The sequence below is a fragment of the Paenibacillus sp. Y916 genome, assembly GCF_056786435.1.
The window spans coordinates 60,495-80,520 of the sequence record NZ_JBXCJA010000006.1; the positions used below are offsets into that span (position 1 = coordinate 60,495).

16 protein-coding genes are annotated in these 20,026 nt (G+C 35.8%); 2 read left to right on the forward strand and 14 right to left on the reverse strand.

What is annotated here, in order from left to right; genetic code table 11:
• Nucleotides 1-173: 173 nt before the first annotated feature.
• The 14 genes from AC1TO9_RS14525 to AC1TO9_RS14590 form a co-directional block, all read right to left on the reverse strand.
• Nucleotides 174-1,214 carry a hypothetical protein gene (locus AC1TO9_RS14525; protein ID WP_482059574.1) on the reverse strand — a complete coding sequence of 347 codons (1,041 nt, stop codon included), beginning with the start codon at nt 1,212-1,214 and terminating at the stop codon, nt 174-176.
• A gap of 454 nt (nt 1,215-1,668) precedes the next feature.
• Entirely contained in the window at nt 1,669-4,971 is a 3,303-nt protein-coding gene (locus AC1TO9_RS14530) for a DUF5704 domain-containing protein (protein ID WP_482059575.1), read from the reverse strand.
• An 11-nt stretch (nt 4,972-4,982) separates the two neighbouring features.
• Nucleotides 4,983-5,891 (reverse strand): copper amine oxidase N-terminal domain-containing protein, encoded by a 909-nt coding sequence (locus tag AC1TO9_RS14535; protein WP_482059576.1) that lies wholly within the window; start codon nt 5,889-5,891, stop codon nt 4,983-4,985.
• Between the two features lie 86 nt (nt 5,892-5,977).
• Nucleotides 5,978-6,967 (reverse strand): hypothetical protein, encoded by a 990-nt coding sequence (locus AC1TO9_RS14540; RefSeq protein ID WP_482059577.1) that lies wholly within the window; start codon nt 6,965-6,967, stop codon nt 5,978-5,980.
• Nucleotides 6,954-7,502, reverse strand: a complete 549-nt coding sequence (locus AC1TO9_RS14545; protein ID WP_482059578.1) for a hypothetical protein — start codon at nt 7,500-7,502, stop codon at nt 6,954-6,956. The genes AC1TO9_RS14540 and AC1TO9_RS14545 overlap by 14 nt, the downstream gene beginning before the upstream one ends.
• Before the next feature lie 12 nt (nt 7,503-7,514).
• Complete coding sequence (locus AC1TO9_RS14550; protein ID WP_482059579.1) at nt 7,515-7,901, reverse strand: hypothetical protein; 387 nt, start codon at nt 7,899-7,901, stop codon at nt 7,515-7,517.
• Nucleotides 7,902-7,960: 59 nt separating this feature from the next.
• A complete protein-coding gene (locus AC1TO9_RS14555) occupies nt 7,961-8,443 on the reverse strand; it encodes an ABC transporter permease (protein WP_482059580.1) in 483 nt (160 codons plus the stop codon).
• Between the two features lie 16 nt (nt 8,444-8,459).
• Nucleotides 8,460-10,547 (reverse strand): hypothetical protein, encoded by a 2,088-nt coding sequence (locus AC1TO9_RS14560; protein WP_482059581.1) that lies wholly within the window; start codon nt 10,545-10,547, stop codon nt 8,460-8,462.
• A gap of 184 nt (nt 10,548-10,731) precedes the next feature.
• Nucleotides 10,732-12,618, reverse strand: coding sequence for a pilus assembly protein CpaF (locus AC1TO9_RS14565; protein ID WP_482059582.1), 1,887 nt, complete (start codon nt 12,616-12,618; stop codon nt 10,732-10,734).
• A gap of 2 nt (nt 12,619-12,620) precedes the next feature.
• Nucleotides 12,621-13,454 carry a chromosome partitioning protein ParA gene (locus AC1TO9_RS14570; RefSeq protein ID WP_482059583.1) on the reverse strand — a complete coding sequence of 278 codons (834 nt, stop codon included), beginning with the start codon at nt 13,452-13,454 and terminating at the stop codon, nt 12,621-12,623.
• Nucleotides 13,442-14,158 (reverse strand): hypothetical protein, encoded by a 717-nt coding sequence (locus AC1TO9_RS14575; protein ID WP_482059584.1) that lies wholly within the window; start codon nt 14,156-14,158, stop codon nt 13,442-13,444. Before AC1TO9_RS14575 ends, AC1TO9_RS14570 begins: the two co-directional genes overlap by 13 nt.
• 16 nt (nt 14,159-14,174) lie before the next feature.
• Nucleotides 14,175-15,263: a CpaB family protein gene (locus AC1TO9_RS14580; protein WP_482059585.1), complete on the reverse strand. Its 1,089-nt coding sequence runs from the start codon at nt 15,261-15,263 to the stop codon at nt 14,175-14,177.
• Nucleotides 15,264-15,276: 13 nt separating this feature from the next.
• Nucleotides 15,277-16,713, reverse strand: a complete 1,437-nt coding sequence (locus AC1TO9_RS14585; protein WP_482059586.1) for a hypothetical protein — start codon at nt 16,711-16,713, stop codon at nt 15,277-15,279.
• A 13-nt stretch (nt 16,714-16,726) separates the two neighbouring features.
• Complete coding sequence (locus AC1TO9_RS14590) at nt 16,727-16,894, reverse strand: helix-turn-helix domain-containing protein (protein ID WP_482059587.1); 168 nt, start codon at nt 16,892-16,894, stop codon at nt 16,727-16,729.
• A 1,557-nt stretch (nt 16,895-18,451) separates the two neighbouring features.
• On the opposite strand from AC1TO9_RS14590, the gene AC1TO9_RS14595 reads away from it, so the two are divergent.
• Both AC1TO9_RS14595 and AC1TO9_RS14600 read left to right on the forward strand, forming a co-directional pair.
• A complete protein-coding gene (locus AC1TO9_RS14595) occupies nt 18,452-19,222 on the forward strand; it encodes a ParA family protein (RefSeq protein WP_482059588.1) in 771 nt (256 codons plus the stop codon).
• The gene (locus AC1TO9_RS14600) at nt 19,206-19,802 is read left to right on the forward strand and encodes a hypothetical protein (protein ID WP_482059589.1); all 597 of its coding nucleotides are present in this window, start codon (nt 19,206-19,208) and stop codon (nt 19,800-19,802) included. Before AC1TO9_RS14595 ends, AC1TO9_RS14600 begins: the two co-directional genes overlap by 17 nt.
• Nucleotides 19,803-20,026 lie beyond the last annotated feature (224 nt).

The window sequence follows — 20,026 nt, forward strand, 5'->3', positions numbered from 1 at the left end:
AATAAAAAAACCCCTAAATGTGATGGTCTGATAAAAAGACAGACTTAATCACCTTTAGGGGTGTATTTCTTTCGTTAGAAGTCCCTTGTCGCATGACTAGGGAAGGTAGGTAGTTTAACAATATTATATTTTGAGTATAGCACATTATTGTTTCGGTTAAAACCAATTTTAACCTACTGAAACTCGTCCCAAAATTGGATCTCTTCGGTGTTTATTTTCAGCATAATCCTACTATCATCAGGTACATCGGTAATATCATCAAACCAAACTGAAACATTATTATTTCCTTTACCCCATTCTTCAAATAAAGCGGGATCAAATATTGCCCTCGTAGCTTCCTCTCTAAAATCTATGTCTGAATCTTCTGTATCAAATAGTAACTTATATCTGAATTGAAGTTCTGGTGCCGGATATAGCATTTCCGAAGACATTATAATTGTTGTTGTAGTGACAAGAGACAAGTATTTCAATATTGCCATTGATTCATACATAATTTTTCCTATCATAGGATCTACGTTCACTTTTAATAATTCTTTTGGTGGTTCTACCACTAATAGCATTTGCTGGGGTTCTTCTGGAGTACAAGTGTAAGCCCAAAATGACCAAACTGCCCTTAAAAAAGATAACGCTTTTTCAAATTCATTCCCTTGCATATCAAGATAATATTTCTTTCCTTCTCCGATCACATTCGTCCAATGAACACTTGATAATCCATCGATGTGCTTCTGAAGAGTCTCCTTATATGGAATTTCCTCACTAAGACTTGTAATAGCCTTTTTATAACCTAGTAAAGGCCCTTCCATATGAGCTTTAAAGGAGATTGGAGGTAACAATTGAGATCTTGGGATATTTAATATTTTTGAAATAAGATTAAAATAAGACGTTGTATAAAATAGACGTTGGCGTATGAATATCTCTCTATCATTATAGTATTCTGGTGGGTCTGGATATGTTTCTACGTGGTCTATTCCAGGTAGTGTAATGGATTCACCCTGCTGAGGTGCCTCCGACGTAATCATATAGACCGAATTTTGATCACGAGCTGTTAATGATTTAGTGATTTCCTTAACTAATTTCTTTCGCGGACTTTTTTCCTCACTGCCTACAATTGCTAAATCTGAATGTTGTTCATGCCACCAGGCCCACGCCATCTCTCCATTACCATAGAAGTAATTACCTAGTATAAGTGGTTTGTTCAATTCATTTATAGTCACACTAATTCTCCCCCTTAATAATAAAGAAGAACCGTAAAACTCGAGGTTTTTCCCCAAGTTTCACGGTTCTTCCGTTGTCAGTGTTATTCAATTAATTAAATTATAATCCAAACGATGTCAGAAGACAATTCTATTTTTCAGGTTGTACATGGTTGCTGTGAATGTTTTGCAATATGAATACGATAATATACCAACAGCTTGCTGTCTCGTATCCCGCTTCAGTCTTATTCTTTATGTGGCCGTGACAGATACCCTCCTAACAGGGAGTATTATCATCCCGCGCTATAATCTCTATTCGATTCGTTTAGATCAACTGTGGTTCATTTTGAGCGCCTTAGAGCTTAAAGGCATCTTAGTGATACTTTAGTCTTCAACTAGCCCTCACAATTCAAACCTAAGCAACAAAAAAGATCGCCAAATGGCAATCTTTTAAGTATACATTTATTTATTTTTTTTAATGAGTACCACTAGATGAAAAGTCGTCATATGAACTCAAGTCTGCGTGATAAAAAACGATATCGCCATCTTCCGCGCTATAAGTTACTCCGTATGGATCTGTTACTCGATGATCACGCGTACCATCTGTACCATCATACCCTTCCATTTCCCACCATTGATTGTTTACATTTGCCGGAGCATTATAATATTGCAAATGAGGGTTATTCAGGTCTTTGTTTCTAATAGTTTCAATATCAAAATTGAGTGTTATGAATCCATTACGAAGGAATATAGATGATTTTTCATCTAGTCTATTCTTCCTACCGTAGGTAACGAGATCGAAACCTTTTGGTACAACATAAACATCTGCTGGAAGGCTATACTCACCGTACCACTGTTGTACGGATGCGTTAACCCTTGAAGGCGAAGCACTTGCGTTAGTAGGTCTATTAAAAGTGTTTATGAATGTTCTTAACGGGGTAGGCATTAACTGAATATCATACCCACCTACATACGTTTTTTCTGTTGCTCTCTTTTGATAGGACGTTATATATTGATTCCGTGTAACTGCCCAACCTTCGGAAGTTGCAAACAAATCATATAAAGTACCCGCTGTATTAACGATATCAGCGACCGGCACATTACGAAGTCTTGTATTAAGTACAATATCCCGACGTTCTTTATCATCACTAGACCCGATCTTAATAAATTTCTTGTCATTCGTATGATAATACAGGTCAACTGCTACCCTATTAACCGGAGTTGCTGCATCACTATCTTGAAAAAAGAAACTTGGGGTGATTCTAATCGCGTCATTTACGCCAAACATATTACCTTTTGTTTTTAGATCGAATGTGAATTTATAACCAGTTTTAATTGAAACATTTTTATAACCGGAATTAGGGTGACTACCTCTCATAATTGGCAAGACATATGGAGCGGTGTTTCCTCTTACATCTCCGTCTATACTATTACGACCAACCCAATAGCTAACACCCGTAGGAACATTACTTCCTTTTCCTTGCCGGAAAACAGTTTCCCAACTAAAATCCGAAATATCGGTAACTCGTAAGTCATATAGTCTTCCAATAACCTCTACGGGAACAGTATCTGTTGCGACATGATGTGTTAGATCAAGATTAGCATCTTGTTGAGTAGTAAAACTGTCTGGAGCATTCTCAGCGATAGATCTAAAATAGACCGTATAATCGCCTTCTTCTACCCACACAGGTGTAAAGAACGTTGTATTTAACTGATTGACAGGAATTGTGATCCAAGTATCTTTTGGATAGAAGATAGATTTGTCAGATGAATAGACATCAAATTCATATCGCACCTGTTTTGTCTTAATATATTTTGCGTAATCTCGATCTCCATATCCCGGAATATTTCTATGTTGACCACTTGTTGGAATGGTAACTGTAAATGGTCTATCCAATATAAAAGCTCTCCGAGAATAATTCGGAACCGTTTTTTGATTATGTGCTGCATCATCCGTTGCATCTGCATAAACTACCGTAGGTGTGTGAACAGTTACAGTATTGATACCATTGATCGGGTAATTCAAATTCGCGGATCCATTAACCTGGCTATAATAAATTGTTCCTGAACTGGGTTGGTTCGCTTTGTTCGTCTTACTACTAGGTATCATATTCCCAGGGCTATACAACACATTGTCACCGGTCATCGGTGCTGTAGGAATCGCGGATGGTGTTGACCCACGTCCTCCTGTCTCTGATCCATTCATTAATGTCTGAGTATAAAAAGTGAACGTATCATTCTTTACCCGAACCTCACCAACGGCCATTTCTGCAGCGTCTTGAGCATCTTGATCTGGCATCGCTTCAACGGTTTCAGGGACCGATGCCGGTTCATAACCACTACTCTGAGACGTAGCATAGGTTGGAGAATTGTATCCACTTGGTGTTATCCGAATGCCATTCCCATTAAAGGCATAGTTCATGAGTGTCGCTTCATCGATTTTATGAACTTCCACGTTAAGGATCGTCCAGAATGAATAGTCACGTACTACGGTAACTTGTTCAGAAGGACCCGCAGGCGGTTCTTCTGGTGGTGCATCAGGGTCTGGTGCCGGTGGATCTGGTATTGGTGGTGCATCAGGATCCGGTTCTTCCGGAGCCAACGTAACGTTCACCGTATACGTACACGTTCCAGCCATTTGTTGATACCCAAATTTATATAGATAATCTTTAGACCACACATTTCCGTAGAGACTTTCTGACGTTGGAATCCCTTGTAGAACATCGAATTGTTCGTTACCACGGGAATCCGCTTTAATGACTGCTCTCACGTTAGGGTTAAGATCAACACCATTCATAGAGGCTCCAGGTGATGGATCTGTACATACTACTGTGTTAGGTTCACCAGGCGGTGGATCCGGTATGTCTGGTTCGGCACCTTCATAAAAATAGTAAATATAATAGACTAGAAAGCTTCCGTCATAAGGCTTTAATTCCGGTGGATCCCCTGTCTCAATACTGCCACCCGAAGGGGCTGAGAGCGTACTCTTTTTGTAACCTTTATACACGTAATCTGCCGTACCTGACGTATGTTTGGGGGTATAATCTTCGCCTACTATTAATTCCTTTTTTTCATCCTTGAAACCAGATACACCATCTAAACTTATTTCTGTGGTGGTAAAGTGTTTAATAATCGCTTCACCCTCTTTAGGTTCAAGCTCAATGGTATAAAAGATCGGATAATAATGTTGTTCTCCTTTAAGGGAGGGGTCTAATCCTGGTCCTGGTATGAGTTTCTCTGGTTCAGGAGCATTAACTATTCCATTAACCTTCACTTTTCCAGTAACATCATCTGTCCTGATTCCACTCTCGTTTCCGGATATTTTAACAGCCGTAAATGTATTTTCCAAGACCATTTTTCTTTTGAATTGGGCATATTCTATTTGCTTGTAGCGCGACTTATAGAAAATATCATCGAGATTCTTTAGCCCATCATTATTTTCGTCTTCACTCACCTTGACGCGACTATTAATCGTGTCATAGACGAAAGGCTCGATCTTCACGCTTTTAATAATTCGGTTTGGAAATTTAAATCCATAATCCCATGTCATATCTGATGGACCACCGGGATGGCCATCACTTGTCCACTGGCCATTGGTTCGTTGCCATATAGAATGGTATCCGAAACCAACAAAGTAATGGATATTCCGATTATCTGCATCCGGAGATGTTGGTAATGATAAGCTTGCCGCACTAACAGAAGTAATAAATGGTGTGAAACCACCGATGAAGAGGGTGATCGTTATGATTACTATGAATATGCGTTGCAGTTGCTTCACAATAGATGACCTCATTTCCAAGGGTTTTTCAACAACACAATCGATGCGGAATCAACGTCAAATCCAATATATTTGGCTTGTTGGATACTGAACTTTTCAGGATGCATATCCCCATCCCTTTGATCTCCATATTCCATAACCTCATAACTATCCGTTTTAATATCCTTCTTTTTTGAATCTTCTACCGATGGATATCTAAATTTCGGTTTGAATATGTCTGTTAGAAAATAGATATTAGGTGTTGTATGTGAATGTCTCATAGCGATGTAACTTTTCCCATTCTGTTTGTAGGTCCACATATCATAAATAATATAATTATTTATTTTCACAGGAAACTGATCAATAGAAAGCGCATGAACTTTAGTGTATGGAACATCCTTGGCATTACTCATTAAATACTCTTTCCCCTTATAGAACCAAGCGTATTTACTAATATCTTCACCTGCACCGGCAATCTCCTCTTGAGTAAAGATCTTCTCTTCCCCGATCCAGACCATATTACCTTCACCATCCCAGCGGACGATCTCTCCCAAATTCTCACTAATGAAACGAAGAGGTACAAAGGTTCGTCCATTGGTGGCGGTGGCTTTAGAATCCATCGTGACGGATTTACCATTGACCACGGCGGTGTTTGAACCCAAGGTCAGTTGGATCGCATCTTCACCCTTCTTGAATGAAACCACCTTTCCAGCAAAATCAACCTTGGCCCCCATCGCTTCACCTATCCCACGAAAAGGAACTTGAACCCGATTGGCACTATCCATATAGGGATTACCACCTTGAAAGATAATCTTTCTTCCGTCCAGTAGAACGTTAATAATTTTGTTTTTAGGAATGGCACTTTCTGCTGCTTGAACTGGGATGGAGATCGCCCCTAGCAACAGGGCTGTTACTGCAATGGATAATAACGTCTTTTTCATCTTATATTCCTCCTAAAAAGTATTATAATTAATCTTATACCTTTATTATAGATAACTTGTAGTGTTTTGGCGAAAATTGGAACCTACTATTTTCGATACCCTACCGTGCAATCTAATGGAATATATCCATTGTTCGCTGCAGCTTTTGGGGATGTGAATACTTCCACAGTATCAAAATTAGATGTACACGATTTTCGAGAATAGAAATACTTTCTACCATTAGCGACAATCGCGATATATTCGTGTTTCTTAATAATACGGCTTCCACCTAGAGCATAATTGTTATAATGCTTCTCACCCATAGGGATCCCCTGCAAGAATGACATTACACCGACATCATCTATCGTATTATTCCATTCTTCTTGACTAATAAGAGGCAATGTAAATGTATACGATGCACCAATACGCTTCGAAGAATTGTTATACTCGTTAATGTAGTGTTCTAAGTCTTTTTGTATTGCATTTACTATAGTTATTCGTCTGACTTGATCGAATGTATTAGCATTGTCCAAGAGTGAAACTCCCGAGCTTACAGCAATCTCTGATCTGAAACCTTCGAACCACTTTTGATCGCCATTTCTGTTCACTATCGCATAATCGTCCAACGTGAAAGAAATACTGTTCCCAGCAATATCCGTGTAGGCATATGGTTTTTTAGGACTCCATACATGCTTTAACTCCGTTTCCCCTGAAGCATTTAAGTATTCTTCATAATGGTACACATAGAAGCCGTCATAACCAATAACTATAAGTACCGGCACATAACTATTAATAACGCCTTGACCCACTGGATCGCTAAATACCCCGAAACTCATATAAAGAGAATTGAAAAAGGTATTTACTGCTTCTACCTTGTTGATTTTCACTTTCTTCACAAATTCATACTTTGCTTCTTCGCTTAGAGACGAGTTAATTATTAGAGCTCTTGCAGCATCCTGTGTTGCTGTATCCATAGCTCGGTTATACCGTATTTCATTAATTAGGTTTTTCCGATTATGTTCCATGTTGATGTTATTAATGATAAAGAAAGGAAGCAGTATGAGTACAAAAATGATAGCGTACTTAGTAATCTTCATTTTGGACCATGCCTCCATATGCAATGATTATTTTAGCGGTAGGACTATTTATTGAATTTGTCAGAATATCAGATACCAATGTAGCTCCTGTCCTATTGGTGTTTTTCACTGAAATTGAGAAAAAATCACTTTCTGCTAATTTATATACTCGATTCGGACTATCTATTGGATCTGAAGAAGTCATCGGGAAAATTACCGAGTTAATTTGAGAGTTGTAGAACCCTTCGTAGTTCACTGTGTAACCGCCAAGATAAACTCCAGCATCATTATAGTTTGGATCATAACGTTTATGACGATGTTCCATCTCGATGTCATATGCGTTACCTGTAAGCATTAATTTTTCAGAATATTGATTATACATTGTTGGGGTTATGTATCCTTTATCTCTTACAGCATCGACAAATTCTGTCGTAGCATTTAGCACAATTAAAGTTGAAATATCATCTTGTTTATTTAAAGCTGTTGAAATTGGCCACATATACAATAAACAAATCGCTAATAATACTGCTACAAATTTCGATATACTATTTCCCATAGAAACACCTCCTTATCTGTATTCAACACGGATAACATTACCTTCAACGTCTCTCTTAACCAAAAGACTATAATCTCTATTCCAGTCAATTCCTGAAACATTTACGATACTAGGGTCCAAGTTCTTAGAAAAGGTAATACTGTCTACTTGAATATCTACTCCTATTTCATTGATTTGGTAGATTGATTGTCTTACTTCATATCCTTTTACGCTGTATGCAGCGGGTACTTGCAATGTGGTATGAATGTTTTTATCTGATTGGTCGTTCGATTTATATGTTAACTGTATAGCATCAGAAGTAGTCGTGAATAAATAAAAACAAAGTGCTAATGATGTTACGAAAACTAGAGTATAAAAACTGTTATATATTGCATCTTTTGCGTTTTCTCCCAATCCCATTAAATATCACCCTTGATTTTAGAATGGGGATGTTGAAGTAACATCCCCATTCCATGATTTTAGTTTTGTGAAAAGATAAGAGCACGGATAACGTTACTGTTGTCTTTTACGATTGTAGATTTGAATTTACCTGAAGGGTTAATATAATCGTTATTAGCTTCATTCAATGCATCAGCAATGGTACCATTTGCTGTTGTTCCGGTAACCGAACCGTAACCAGTACTTCCAATCGGAACAATAGTATTTACTGTATGAAAGTACCATGTACCTACTGGGTTTTTACCAGTGATAACTTGAACGCCAAACTGCCCTTTGTCCTTGAACTTACGCAATGCATTAGAAACTTGGCTTCCTGATACTGTTGTATTGTCATACACAGTGAACGCAGTTTGATCTAGCTCTTCCTGGATAGAAGAGAAGTTGGTTTGTGCCGATTTCGTTGCTTCTTGAGCAGTAGTAAACAATACAACGACGATAGTTATTAAGGCGATTGTTAAAAAGATACCTGCTGAAACCTTTAGTGCGGTTGATGCGTTATTCATAATTTTTTATCTCCCTTTATAGTTGGTTTATTTGATTATAATACGTTCCAAATTGTTGAAAACTCATATACACTAACGGTATTACAAGGTAAAGAAAAATTATCGCGTACATAGGGAGAAATCCAATCATTCTACCCCAGCTTGACTTGGTTTCAATCATCTCATCATAAGCTTGCTTACGTTGATCAAAGTAAAATTTTCGTTCTGTTTCAAGATCGTCGAAAGCTTGCTTAATAGGTATTCTATCAACAGATAATTGCAGTTTTTCAATAATTCTAACTAAAGGTATAAATGGTGCATCGAGTTTTACCTGTTCCAAAGCCTGCTCCGCTCCACTATCAAAATTCTGTACACATTTATGGAGTGGGGCCTTAAAAACAGTAGAAAATCTCTCCATCCATTCGAGAATTACATCAACAGACATTCGATCAATTTCGCAAAGCATAGCTATGATTGTGTGAAATTGATCCACTTCATTTTGCATGTCCATCGCACGCAATTTCTTTTGGAATAATAAAACCCAATAGGGAATTTGATACCCTATCCATCCTAATAGGACGCAAATTAGAATTTCCCACCACATAAGATACTCAGAGTTAATATCGTGTATCTTCGAAAGAATTCTAATGGTTGTATTATTTAATGTTGTTACATTAGAATCTGTAGTTTCATTTTCCTTGATGAGCTGAACTACCCTGTCTTGTAAATTATCATATTTCACCCCCTTCACTTGATTAATAATGTTATTGTCAAACTCAGTCAATGCATTGGCCTTCTGCAATTCTTCAGGAGACATTTTACCAAATACATTGGAGTTCGCTGTAGGTGATGTCATGACATTGTTAATCGAAATATAGTGCATAGTTGAAAAAGAAATTAACATGCCTATCGACAAAACAATACATAACAAAAACCTGTGAAGATAATGCCATTCCATTGAAAAACTTGCATTGGCTTCCTTTAACAATCTACTTATCTTAAAGTGTTCGCCTGTCCTACGTGCTGGAGAAAGACGATCAACGAACCACCCAACCCCTGGAATCTTGAGAATATATTTTTCCCAAGGATTCTTCTTTACCTTTGAAACATAAGTAGCTTCCTGCTGATCTTGCATTTTTTTAAGCAATACATAAGACACAAGTACGACAGCGAATATAGTTATTTTCATAAGAAATCCTGCCTTGCTTTTATAAAACTCATCCATTAAAGGGAATTGAGTACTTGCCCATATTTCGATCGGTTTTGTAGCGATAATCGGAATAACTGCAATCGCTGTTAATCCTTTGAATAAATAACTTAGTTTCTTCCTCTTAATTATCTCTAAGTTGATTTCCTCTGTAAGTTTATTTAAATTACTCAAGTATAGAGACCCATCTTTAACAACCTTGTCTCCAAACTCTTGAACTAAATAGGATATTCCAGCAAAAGTCTTTAAAAATCGATTTGGTGCAGCCTCATAGTATAGCTGAAGCTTCTCTTCGGGATTGCTTGCAGTCAAAACCTCATGGATTTTTTTAGCGTGAAGTGCTGATTCATGATCTGATGATTCAGACGAATCATATAAAGCATCTTCGATCATCCCATGTTGATGAAAATTGTGACGAACATCTTTTAACAGATCACGAAGTTGAATGAGTAACCTGTCATCAACACGATGTACAAAAAGGTCAATCATCATTCCGTTTACTACCAGTGCTGTCAGGAGCACCATGAAAATAAATGATAGATCATGGTTTATGAACATTAAAAGAAGAACTGCGAAACAGAATATACCGATTGTTGAAAACACTATTATTATAGTCTCACGTCGCATAGTTTTTTCATCATATGCATGAATGGATTGGAGCCTTTTTCTTATTTTTAGTACGTATCTTCGAACAATAGGTACTTTTAATAGAGCCACATATGAATCTTGCATGAATTGGTATAATTTCTTTTTCCACTTATGTTTGCTTGAGCCTGTTAATTCTTCATAGGACCGATATATTTCTTGAGTACCATCTCTTTCAGACTTTCGATTGAGTAACTTCATCAATAAATAAAGGACCGCACTCATAAAAATTGAACTAATAAGCGTTACAATAGCTATGGCTTTTAAATCCACCTTACATCCCCCCCCGAGCTCTGAACTGATAATTCAAGAACTTAATAGTTTTCATTCGATATCTCAATTAATCTATCGATTTGTCTTTACCTTTTTGATCTTTACTCATGTGAACATCTAAGATTAAGGTGCTGATCACCTGCAGACCTGCGGATGCAACTTCGGTATTTTTATTCACGTTAACTCATCCCCAATTCTCTTGTGTGAACTCTACAAATCCTTTTTTATCACGCGGAGACATCATCTCCAGCATTTCTTCTATACTACGATCTGAGATTGGATTTACCGCAACATACCCACCATCACGGTATTCGATGATATTTCTAGCCTCGTATAATTTACGGTCTGTTGTTCTTCGATAAAACTCAGCAGTCGTGTCCATAAATGCTTCCCATTTAGCTTGAGGATCAGGTGAATTACGATATTCTGTTGGATAAATTGTGTCTTGATCAAGAGATACACACTCTGTAATCCTTTCAATATATCTTTTTCCGTCCTCATCTTTCTTCATGTGAATATCAAAATTCAATGCACTAACTACCTGCATCTCTGCAATCTTTTCATTATCGAACACTCCAGTTTTTAGCAATGAGTTTCTTAAAGATTCAATTAGATTTTTAAAGGTCTTAGCGTGATGTGAAAACAACGTAAATAGACTTGCTACCTGAGTCATTTGAATCATCCATGCTGCTACAGGATCTGTTGCGACTTCACCAAGAAGATTTACAGCTCCGTCTGTCTTTTTTCCAAGATCTAATCCTGCTTGCCCTGAGATTGTATCTGTTTCACGGAAGGACAAAATATTACGATTTTTATAGATTTTCCGTAAGTGTAATTCAAAAGTCATTTCTTGAACTCGTATTGGATAGGACGCGTGGATATATCTAGCCAAAGCCATCAATAGAGTTGTTTTACCGGATCCTTGTGCCCCTGTTACTGCTGTAACTCTGCATCCCTTAATTAAGTAAATGAGAAGATTAATAATCAATAATCGATTTTTTTCGTCTTCTGGAATCAATTCTTCTAGATGCGCACTACCCGTATCGAATTTTCTAACGAAAAAGGCCCATGTCTCAGAAAAACCAGGTCTAACCACAACCACACGCGAACCATCCTTCATTTCATTGACCTTATATCCGTTTCCATCTGACAATTGACCAGGATTGTTATAACGGTAGATATTCTGGCATACTCTCTTTAATTCTGATTCTGTTTTAAACGAGAGAAAGGATAAATGAATGGGTTTTCCTTTAAAAAATATCCATACACTATCATGAGCATAAGGAATCGTTTCGAGTTTAGATTGATTAGTACCCACTAACCAATCATCATCAGGATCGACTTGACTTAATGGAATACCAGATACCCCTCCAGAAACACCATCAATCCGCATATCACGAATATCATCGATAACACTAAATCCTTTAAATTGCTGATAGATCCTTTGTACAATAATGTTCAACCTGTCATCGAATGAGAGACTTTTCTGATCTTTTCTAAACACTTCGTCAATTTCATCATTTGTAATAATGTATGACTCTGTTTCTGAATCTTCGATAACATCCTTTAGTTCAGCTAGACTGTGATTTTCAATCATATTTGTTAAAGCATTCATTCCATACTTCTTCTTGTAAAGATGAAGAATTATTTCAAATTTATCCTGAGAAGTTAGAAGTTTTTTATTATCAAATGGAATAACTCTGTTAATATTTTCTTCATTTAAACCATAATTTTTATACAGGAGGTCATAGACTGTATTTTTAACATAATTTTTTTCATTACGATCTCCATAAGTAGAACCTTTTAATGCTTTTTTCAACAGCAATCTTTGATTGATTTCACGATTGTACTCTTCCTCTGATAAAGCAAGATTATATAAATTACTCGTAGTCATTTCATTCAGAGCAAGTTCTACGTACTCAATCATACTTGGGATCGTATATTTCTTGTCCAGATCTTGAGGGTTATCAGAAGTTTCTCTTTTATCAGTAAGTTTAAAAAAGAGAAGGATTCCGATCACTAAGACAACTAGGACAATCAGTGTTATATTTATCCACTGACTCGTCAGCATAATTAAGCCCCCCGTCCGCTATAAACCTTTGTATCAATAGCTACAGCTCCAAGTATTCCTTTGGCAAACTTCCGTACTTCCTCAATAAAATGATAATTATCATTATCAGGTCTGATATTTTTATTTTTTAATAAAAATTCAACTACTGACTTATCATTACATGCGTCCATAAAGCTCGAATTGTGAGGTATTGTATATATTGGTTTATCACAATTAAAACTTCTCTTAATATAACTATCTGTATATTTTGAATTTCTATCATATTGGCCTAATACAATCACATATTCCTTATCCTTCAATAGATCATTAATCTGATTACTCTCAAAGAATGTATTCAAGACTGATACATTTTGATTTAAATTTACAACGATTACATCAGAGTTCTGTATTACATTATTCGTTAAGGGATTATCAATCTCACTTTTCACATCTATAAGTGTCAGGTCATAAAATTTCGTCGCTGCTTCGAATATTCTGCTTATTACTTGTGTTATGGTTTCAAACGATTCATCATCCAATTTTGTCGTCCCAGTCATTAGATCAAGTCGATTTTTTAAAATTGGAGTCGTATAATCTCGAACCATTTCTGGAGTTAATTTATTACTCCGAACTAACCGATTTAGTGCATCAATACCTGCTGATGAGTATTGATTATCTAGTTCACCAAACCCTTTATTTTTAATAAATATTGATTCTAATGGAGATACTCCACCGTGTGTATGACTAATTAATGTTTGTGTCATGTATTCTATAGAAACCATAGTTGCCACTGCAATTAGATTGGTTGTTACACCTGATTGCCCTGGATACGGTCCCCAAAATGCTATTTGCCCCATACCAATTTCCTCCTATTTGCTTGTTTAAAAGCATTTTTTATATCTCTATTTTCTAATCCTGAAATATCTTCGGATAACTTCATTAGTGTTCTCTTATATAATCTAGAGAGTCGACGCATGTTGAATTTCCCACTCTGTTGATTATTAATCTTTGTAACAAAGTCCACTTCGTCATAGAGCATTTCAAATGTTTCATCAGACCACGCTATTGGTAACTTCCCTAGGATAGTTTCTAAATAGTCCTCAGCTATGTCACACTTAACATGACTTACTACAATTTTGGTAAACTGAACTGGATTTTCACTTTTACCCTTACTGGCAAATAGATTATTCATATAATCGATTGTTTTTTCGAGTACTATTCTCTCATTATTAACTGCTACATACTTTTTACTAAAATTCGACAGATCGTCTTTTGTTATAAAGTCGGGATCTGTACAATGAATAAGGACTTCATCATATTTATCATTTTTAAGAAGAAATGCTTCAAGATCTGATATGTTTTTAAATCCAGATGTAGTTTCAATACCATCATTTTCAGTTATTTTAATTTTTTCATTATGGTTTGTTGTTCCGAAATAGATAAATTGTTCTAATGTATTGTCAACTACGAGTACCTTTTTACCTGTCTCCGTAAGTATTTTACTTGTATATTGAAGTAAGTCACTTATATCGCACGCTCCAAAAAACATTGTTTTATTCAATGCTTTCCCTCCTTTTTTATGGGTTGACTAATGGCTGCTCAAATACGTCTTTTTCTTTCTCTACTGTACTTATTGGTTGGACTATCGAATCATCCGGTAGAGCAGAACCATTATTTACAATATCATTTGTTTCCACTTCACTTGGAGACGCTGTTTCTGGTGTATTTTCTAGATTACTTTGTCCAGTTTGAACGTTGGACATAGCTTCATTGTTTTGTTGTATTACCATTTGGTCATTTACAAGTTGTTGCTGAAGCATTGCACTACCATTTTGAACTTTCAGTTTATCTGTTTCATCCATTTCGTCCATCGATTTTTCAAGTTGATTTCTGTTCCAAATACTTAGAGACTTCTTTGCTTTTTTCACAATATTCGGATCAGATTCTATTAAATTTATTACATTTAGATTAATAGGATAGTTAGGGATCGCTTCATCCTGCATAAATGGATCTACATAGGTAATTTCATACAACTTTGCCCCATGTATATAGGCATCAACAATAGCACTCTCCATTGCAAGAATCTCAAATTCATTAACATCATGCCAAACTGTATTACCTGAGAGATCCTTCACCTTTTTCTTAGTCAATACTGTGTAATCTTGACCAGTTGGGAATGTTATACGAACGTCTACATATTGTCCCTTCTTAAGTTGTGAAGGCAGCTGAAACACATTATATTCTTTATTTCTAAGATCTTTTGGTGTCGCTCCCTCTTCAAACACCATTGAACTAATTAATGGCGTATTTGTTCCTGCATCGATTTTAATAATTTTTCCAAGTAAGCCTTCGATACTTGGTACCATATTTTCTGGTACGTCGGTTTCAAGCACTTCAATCAACTTCAAATCAGATCGTGTAAGACTTTCGCCTGCCTTCAGTTCCTTTGCGGTTACTACTACGCTTTTTTTAACTGCATTCTGTTCACTGAGAAGTTTCTCTGCTTCATCAATCTTCGCTTGATATTCTATGCGTATCGCTTTTTCTTCTCTAGCTTGTTGCTTGATTAGATAAGTAATTCCACCACCTGCTATTGCTGCTGTGACAATAGCACCTATTACACCTGCTAGGATTAAATTCTTGGTTCTCTGTCTTATTGCTGACAATGTAATTCACTCCTCATTTTAGATAATAGAACAACATTATTAATGCAATTACGATCAAACATCCGATTACTGCACCAATGCTCGCTCTTCTTTTCTTTTTCCGGTAACTCTGGTCATCAAAAACCTTATCAAATGTTTCATCCGTATTATCACTATTAATAAATGGATCTGGATGATACGGAACTGAATAAATTTGATTTATATTATCCACACTCGCTCTTATATCCTTAAGACTTTGTGCCTCAACGAGTGGTATAAGTAATATCCATTTACTTTGATCTAGCCCTCTATTTAATTCTAAAAACTCTTTGATTTTCGGTTGTTTCCACTCGCTTCCTGAACCAACAATGACTTGGATGTTTGCACGATGGAATTCTTCTATATATTCAGAACTATCGAATGAACCTAAATCAAGAATTACATGAGTGTGATCAGTCGTAAGGTGTTGCGCCATTTCTAGACCTGAATTTTCTTTTACATATGTTACTCCGTTAATGAAAAACTCATCAGTACTATGAGTATCCACATTTTTACCTTCATATGAAGTCTCAATGTTTTCAAATTCATTACGGTCATTACATTCGATCAACTTAACAAGGTATCCCCGCTTAGCTAAGTAATTGGCAATCAGAATAGATGTATGAGTCTTACCACCACCTTCTTCAATACCAGCAACTGCAATAATTGACTTTCCAATTATTCTTTCTTTTACAATCACTTGCGGTTTAATTGGCGGTAATAACCACATAAGCTCAACATCTTCTAAATCGTCTTCTATGTGGTTTACCGTATTTTTGACTTTCTCTCTTTTACTATCTAGTGATGACTTATTAAGTACTTCTTCTCTTTTTTCATCACTATTTCCAGGTGTACTTTTACTTGAGTTAGTTTGTTCTAAATGATCATCGCTGCTTTTCGCTTCAACATTGATCGTTATCGGTTGAGCCCCGTTAACAAATCTTCTCCAAGGAATATCCCTATCATAGTCTTTGTATTTTTTCACATCACTGTACAGCTTTTGTGTATGTATGCATTTAACCAGTAGCTGTATATCCAATGGTTCAGTATTGGATGATGATTTAACAAAAATATTGTATATCCCCATCGAAACAAGTTCTGCTAGTAAAGGATGACCTTCATTTTCATTCGAGAGAAAAATTATGGATGTTTCACTAAAGTCCCCACGAATTTTCTCAATAATATTTGCTAAATAATCTAATCTCTTGTCCTTTAACTTAGTTGCAATATCCGATGATATTACAAGTGCATTCACTATAACTTTTTGTTCTTTTAGCTCGTATAATCTTTCAATTAAATGATCCATTACTACGCAAACATCGAGAATTTGTACACCTTCATTTTCAAAATGTTTTCTTAATCCTTCAGCGAACGTGTGATTTGGTATAGCTATAATCGCTGTAGGCCTTTTTTGATCATTCTGAGATACCATTCACTATTCCCCTTTATTTACTCCATATTTTCACTTTTAAAGAATGTTCAATCTTAAGAATCTCTTCTTCTGTAGGGTTTTCGGTTCCACATTCTATACGACTAACTCTCACTTGATAAGATTCTATCGATTCTGCAAGTGTTTCTTGAGAAATTCCATTTCGTATCCTATGTATTTTCATTAACTCTCCTGGTGATAATTTGGTTTTAATTGGAATACACCCCTTTCCTTAAGGGCTTAAACACAAAAAAGCACGCTAAATGCCTGTTGGCATTAAGCGTGCTTCGCTTTTTGTGACCCGGTCGGATCTTATTTGGTTTATTTATACAAGTATCATAAAACAATTTCCATAATCTTGTCAACAACTAGTATTTATTCATATAGATTCTTCTATTATATGAATACTCCCTCAACGTAGCAAAGATGTCGCTTTGGCTGAAGTCGTTTCTGATGCATCATCCAACTTATTACTGGATGCTTAACACCAGTGCAGTTGACACAATGATGGTCTAGTTGCCATCCAGTCACTATCCCAATCTTTCCTTTGGCACTATTCGTATAATATTGGCTGCACCGTTCACATCGGCATGTACTAAGACCCTCACGTTCATATACAGACCCCGATATACCCGTTGTCCTGAGAAGATCCATCTTCCCTCTTCGCCTTAACACGGCAACGGTGCTTGATCCATGAAGCTAGCTTTCGAGTTATACTCCCCTTAGATCAGGATAACTACAATTCCCGTTCTGGTGCCTTATATCTTTCATCCCTAAGAGCACTAAAGGGGAATACAAGGATTTTCTCTTTTATAAGTGACGAGGTGAATTGGAGGCCTCATGAGGATCACACTTCTAAATGAAATGGAAGTGGTGGGAGTTCGCCTGAAGTATTATGCCTTTTATATGTAAAGACTGCCTATTAGGTAGATCAAAAAGAAGTCTAGTGGAGGAGACTTTTGATTAAATAATTAAAATTCACTACCCTTACATCTTTAATTCTAGAATTAAAATGATTATATATTTCATATACAGTTTAGATATAAAAATCTCTTTTAGAGACTCTTTTGTATCTACTGATCATTTTAAAACTAGTTCAATATTTACCTGCAAAAGCATTATCAAAACTCCACTCATTATTAATATTTAAAGCTTATTAACATTAGTATTTAATAGTAAATTTTAATTACTAATTACATTGTCATCATTTATTATATGCGCTTTTAAATTCTTAATTACTTCATAATACAAGCGTAACTTCGGCTTTTCTTTTAAGTTAACCTTTAATAGTATAGTTAATTCAATATGCACCCTCTAATTTAATATACAATCTATAGTGGCACTCATCTTCAGTTCTATCTTCATAACAACAGTCCCTTATGTTTTTATATTCATCATTAAAGTTAATTTTTATCGTAACTTTAGACGGACATAGTCATTCCAATTATAATCGGTCTTTAGGTTTCATTCTTGTTTCCACTTTGTCCTTATATATGAATGTACATGTGCATGCAAACATGCATGCATGTTTGCATGCAACAATGTATGAGTATTAATAACCAATGTACATTGTGAATTATAAGTCGATCTGTCTTTCAAATTTGCTAAGAGTTTTTAAACCTAATCCACTTGAAATCCCGCATTCTCATTGACTTTAGCTTCTAAACTCTATTAAACTAAACATATCTAACAATTAATCTCTATGTTATACCACATGTTACTTGAAGAGGGGCTGTATTTAATGGCAGTAACAATCTCTGTTGGAATTATAAAAGGCGGTTCTGGAAAATCAACGACAGCCAGCATTCTTTCACACATGTTAAGTCAAGAATATAAAGTTTTAGCTGTAGATGCCGACGGTCAAGGTAATTTAACTCAACTCTTAACTGGCATTGATGATATTTTTGAATTTGGGGAAAATACGATTCATAGAGCAGTTCAAAATGAAGAAGCTATGACTTGTATTTCAATAATTAATGATAACCTACATATTTTGGCGGGAAGTCCAAACATAAACACACTAGGTGCACATTTTTATTCCAAACTTAAAGGACAATATCATTTCACATTGAAAAATGCACTAGATAAAATAACACACTTATACGATTATATTATCATTGATTGTCCACCAGCTCTAGGTGAAATATGCATATGCGCATTGGCCGCATCTGATTATGTAATTATCCCGTTTGAAACAAGTAAGTTTAGTTATTCATCATTGGAAGCTTATATAGAGGTTATAGAATATGTAAAAGAAAAACTGAATCCGAATCTCAAAATAGCAGGTATCCTACGGAGTATGATAGATATGAGAAGAAATGATAATCAAGCTTATTCCGAAGCTGTTGAAGAAAAATATCCTCGATATGTCTATAAAACAATCATAAAAAGGACTGCTGATGTTGGGAGACTACCTTTACTTGGATTTGAAAACAATAAAGATATCAAAAAAGTCCTAAATCAGTATGATCCGTTTTACAAGGAGTTGATGGAAGTTGTCAAACAAGGATGATTACAAAGAAAAAATAAATGGACCAACAAGAGGTCGCAAGGGTACTTTACAAATGTTAGTAGATCCAATCCTTGAACCGAACGATAAACCAAACGATATTGTAGAACCGTTAGAAATATCCGCGCCATCAAATGCTAACATAAATAAACAGATTCCTAAGACCTCTGAAGCCACTATAATCAGTTCTGAGACTATTTCTGATAGCACTGAAGGAGGAGGCGTTCCACCCGCAGATCACACATTAAATAATCTTGAAATTAGATATCAAAAGCTGGAATCAGACATATTGGCTAGAGAACAAGCATTTAATCAAAAGACTATCAAAAAACAAGATCAACAACTAATTGATCCATCACTGCTTAACCATGTTAAAAACAAACCAAATCGTTATAAAAAAGAACGATTGGTTGATACACATGCGTCAAGATCGTATTACATGGAAAAGGAAATTATAGAAATCATTGATATGCTAGCCGGTGACGATACAGGGTTTAGATATCGCTTTGTAAATGAAGCAGTTCGATTGTTGCTTAAAAAGGAATATCCCGAACTAGTTCATCTACTTAGAGAACAAAAATAATAAATGGGTATTTAGGCGATAAGAAATTATCGTCTATTTTTCTGTTTAAAATCAGAAAGGATTAAACTTTATGATATTAATATGAAATAGGTGACTGTTATTCAAAACTACACATGATTTATTCCATTGATTAGAAATAGTACAAGATAAATATGTTCTGTGCGATCAAACAATCACACGATGGTTGGGTGTATCTTGGTTGGATAACTGAAGTTGGAGAAAAT